Here is a 3,567-nt window from a genome sequence, read left to right as displayed (position 1 = left end):
AAAAACTAACCGAGTTTATTTAATTAATGAACAAACCAGAGCAATTGATGCTCAAACACCAGTTAGTGATAGTGAAAAAGATAATGATTGCAAATTCTTGCAAACACCAGATGGTACAAATTGTAGTTATATAATTGATATGTTTTCAATCCAAGCATTATATAAAGGTAATTTTGAAATTATCTTTTATGCTGATAACCCATATACTAATAATGAAGAAGATTATTTACGATTATCAGTATGAAGTTTTCGTGGAAAAACAAAAAGTACACTAAATAATTATTTACGCGATATGACAACTAATTATAAAACTAGTTTTTTACTACCGCACGACTATGAAATACCAACATTTAATTACCCACAGTATGTTTTACCACCAGTTCCATATAACTATAAATCTTATACAAAAGATATCTGAGATGCTAATGCAATTCAACCATTAAAAACTAAAATTATTGTAAATCCACATTGTATTAATCGTGGTAATTTATTTTTAGATAATTTATATGACGGTTATTATGAAATAGAAATTGATTTAAAACAAATTGATCTAACAATTCAAAGTATTAGTAAATTTATTAGTTCTTATAAAACAATAGAAATAAGTAATCTTAATAATTTACAAGTTGAATGTGGACCACCCGAAATAGAAAATTTTATTCCTGATAGAAATGTTAATCTTATAGCGGGTGCTAATAGTTGTAATAATAGTCTGGGACTATTATCAAATGCTGTCTTAAAAAAAGATGGGTTATCTCAAAATACTATTATTAATTTTGATAATACAATAACTTTATATACTGATAATATAACTAATGATATTCAAACAGTTGCTATTGCTTTTACTAATGGTTTACAAATTGTAAATTATCATAGTATTTATTGAACCGAAAATAATAATGGAGTTTTTCAATTTTTATTGCAAATTTCTGATGATAAAATTAAAGAAACATATTTACAAGCATATTATACAAATGATATGAAATTAAAAATTAGATTTACAAAAAAATTGAAACCAGAATTAAGATTTTTAGGCGGTGCTAAATATTGACCTTATTTTGGTAATGAAAAAGATATAACAATAGATGTTTCTAATCCGAATGTTTTAGGAATTATAAATAAAAATGATAACCCAGTTAAAATTACATTTAAACCATAAAAAGAAAAAGAGATGTAAAATCTCTTTTTTATTCCTTATTAACTTTTACATTGCCATTTTTATCAATATCTAAATCAGGTAATTTTTGTTCTTCACCATTTCAACGATAAACTGATTTAAAAAAAGTTTCATTATCTTCAATTCAAGTCGTATGCTCCCTAGTTTTATTTGCGGATAAATCAAATTCATTTCTATATAAATATGCACCACTATATGACTTATCAATTTTAGTATGACTAATAATACCATTTATTGTATTATTGTTACTATAACCTATATTTTTATATTTTTTAATTTTTCAATTATCGTTTTTTGCCCCTCTTCATATAATTATATAATATTTATAATCTCCCACAGAATTAAATGGTTTTTCTTGTGGTGCTATTCATTCTAAATTGTCTCTAATTTCTTGATTAGCAGTATTTATTTTGTTTTCTTCTTTTAATTGTGATAATTTTTCGGATGTATATTCTACTATGTTATCACAAGCCACTAAACTTGTTGTACTTGTTCCTATTAATGTAATTGCTCCTAAAATAGTTAATATTTTTTTCATAATTTTAATTTCTTTCTTTTACTTTTGTTAATTTAATTAAAAATTAAAATAAATAATTTATTTCCATTTTATTTTGCTTTATTTAATAATTTCTTTCATCAGTTCTTACGTTACTAGAAATAAAATCTACATTACCATTATTACGATTAACTTTCATAACTATTCTCATTCTGTGTGTTTGACCACCATTATTATTTCAATCATTCATAATTCTATCTCAGTTATTTCACATTCCTTTTATGAATAAATCAACAGCATCATCATTATTTGAACAGCATCCAGCATGTTGATGAATTCCTTCATCCATTCAAACACCATTAAAAATTCTATTTCTAACTAACTCTTTATAACGATTATAATTTCAAAGATTGCTATTATGATGTGAGGTAATTTCTCTAAATAAAGTAGGTCTAAATGAAGCATATAAGGTGTCTTTATATCTTCCTGTAGCTTCTATTTCATCTCTATTATCATTAAATCCTCTTTTATTTCTTTTTAAATTTTCTAAATTATTTCTTTGTTGATAATTAATATCACTAATTTTGATAGTTTCTTCTTTTTGATAAGGACTAGCAGCAATTGTTGTTGGTATAGCACTACCACTAATTGTTAATACACTTAATAAACTTAGTAATTTTTTCATTACTTGTTTTTCTCCTTTTCTTAATCTTGAAATTTTTTATCAAGATTTACCATCATTATATATATATATATATATACATACAAGCAAAATTAGCGCTTATTTTAATAAATTTATCTTTTAAAATAATTTTATTACGCGTTTTAAGGGGTAAATTAGCAATAAAATATATTATATATTTAATAGTATTGTAATTTTGAACTATTGGTATATAATTAAAAGCATAGGTTTAATCTTTTTCCACAAAAAAAGAGTTATGCTGACTTGTTAATCGAACAAGGATAAAAAAAGAGGAGTTTATAAAATGGCACTTATAAAAGAAAAATTAATCGAACAAGGTTTAAGTGAAGAGATTGCAGATAATATCTTAAATCAGTTTAATAATGAAGCAAGGCAAATTAGAGAAAGTGTGCAAAAACGCGAAGATGTTATATCAAAAGAAGACTTTATTAAATTATCTAATGAATTAGATGAATTAAAAGCATTTAAAGATGTTCCATCTACTAAAATTGAAGATATTAAAACTAATTTAGATAAAGTTAGTGGTAATTCTTTATCTGAAAAAATGCAAACTTTAAAAGAATTAAAACCCGATTTGTTTGTTGAAGTGCAACCATCAGTTTCGCCAACTAATTTTATTAAAGAAATGATTGAAAATTCAGTTGAAAATAAAAATGATGAAATTGAAACTATTAAAGAAAAAGGAGCATATACTCCTGATGAAATTAAAAAATTAACTGATTATACACTTAAAAACCTTAGATAATAAGGAAGTGAAATAAAATGGCAACAATTAATTTGCCACAAGTACCTTTTACATTACAAGGTAATACAACAGGTCAAAAGGCTTATGTTGATATGGTTAATGCTTTATTGCGTGGACCTTTATATAATGAATATGCAAGTATTATGCAATATGCAACAGCAACAGCTGAACAAGTTGCTTGATTACCAAATGCAGGACAAGCATTATATAATTTAACTCATCGTGTAGTATGACAAGATGATTATTCATTACCAAATGGTGGGACAACTCAAACAATGGGATTAACAAGAATTCCAGTTCCTATTGATAAAAGATTTAATTTAAAATTAATGAATGAAGCATTTGACTTAGCATTAATAGAACAAAATATTAAAAATGGTGTTATTGCTGATGCTATTTCTAGTGTTGTACAGAATAAATTTGTTAATTTAGAATGTGAATTAATT

At 24.5% G+C, this 3,567-nt stretch carries 5 protein-coding genes; 3 read left to right on the top strand and 2 right to left on the bottom strand.

The genetic code is table 4. From position 1 onward, the window contains the following. On the top strand, positions 1–1,159 hold a 1,159-nt coding region (locus tag D9R21_RS07225), incomplete at its 5' end, for a hypothetical protein (RefSeq protein ID WP_158613906.1). Between the two features lie 28 nt (positions 1,160–1,187). Here D9R21_RS07225 and D9R21_RS05065 read toward each other — a convergent pair. Both D9R21_RS05065 and D9R21_RS05060 read right to left on the bottom strand, forming a co-directional pair. Next, the gene (locus tag D9R21_RS05065) at positions 1,188–1,715 is read right to left on the bottom strand and encodes a lipoprotein (protein ID WP_126821357.1); all 528 of its coding nucleotides are present in this window, start codon (positions 1,713–1,715) and stop codon (positions 1,188–1,190) included. 82 nt (positions 1,716–1,797) lie between these two features. After that, positions 1,798–2,358, bottom strand: a complete 561-nt coding sequence (locus tag D9R21_RS05060) for a hypothetical protein (RefSeq protein ID WP_126821356.1) — start codon at positions 2,356–2,358, stop codon at positions 1,798–1,800. Positions 2,359–2,659: 301 nt separating this feature from the next. Between D9R21_RS05060 and D9R21_RS05055 the strand changes: the two genes are divergently transcribed. Together D9R21_RS05055 and D9R21_RS05050 are read left to right on the top strand one after the other, a co-directional pair. Then, positions 2,660–3,121, top strand: coding sequence for a hypothetical protein (locus tag D9R21_RS05055; protein ID WP_126821355.1), 462 nt, complete (start codon positions 2,660–2,662; stop codon positions 3,119–3,121). A gap of 17 nt (positions 3,122–3,138) precedes the next feature. After that, positions 3,139–3,567, top strand: a 429-nt coding sequence (locus tag D9R21_RS05050) for a hypothetical protein (protein WP_148108824.1), incomplete at its 3' end; no start/stop codon positions are given.

The organism is Spiroplasma endosymbiont of Megaselia nigra, assembly GCF_003987485.1.
GTDB lineage: Bacteria > Bacillota_I > Bacilli_A > Mycoplasmatales > Mycoplasmataceae > Spiroplasma.
Note: the sequence above shows the minus strand (reverse complement) of the source record. Positions and strands in the feature narration are given on the sequence as shown.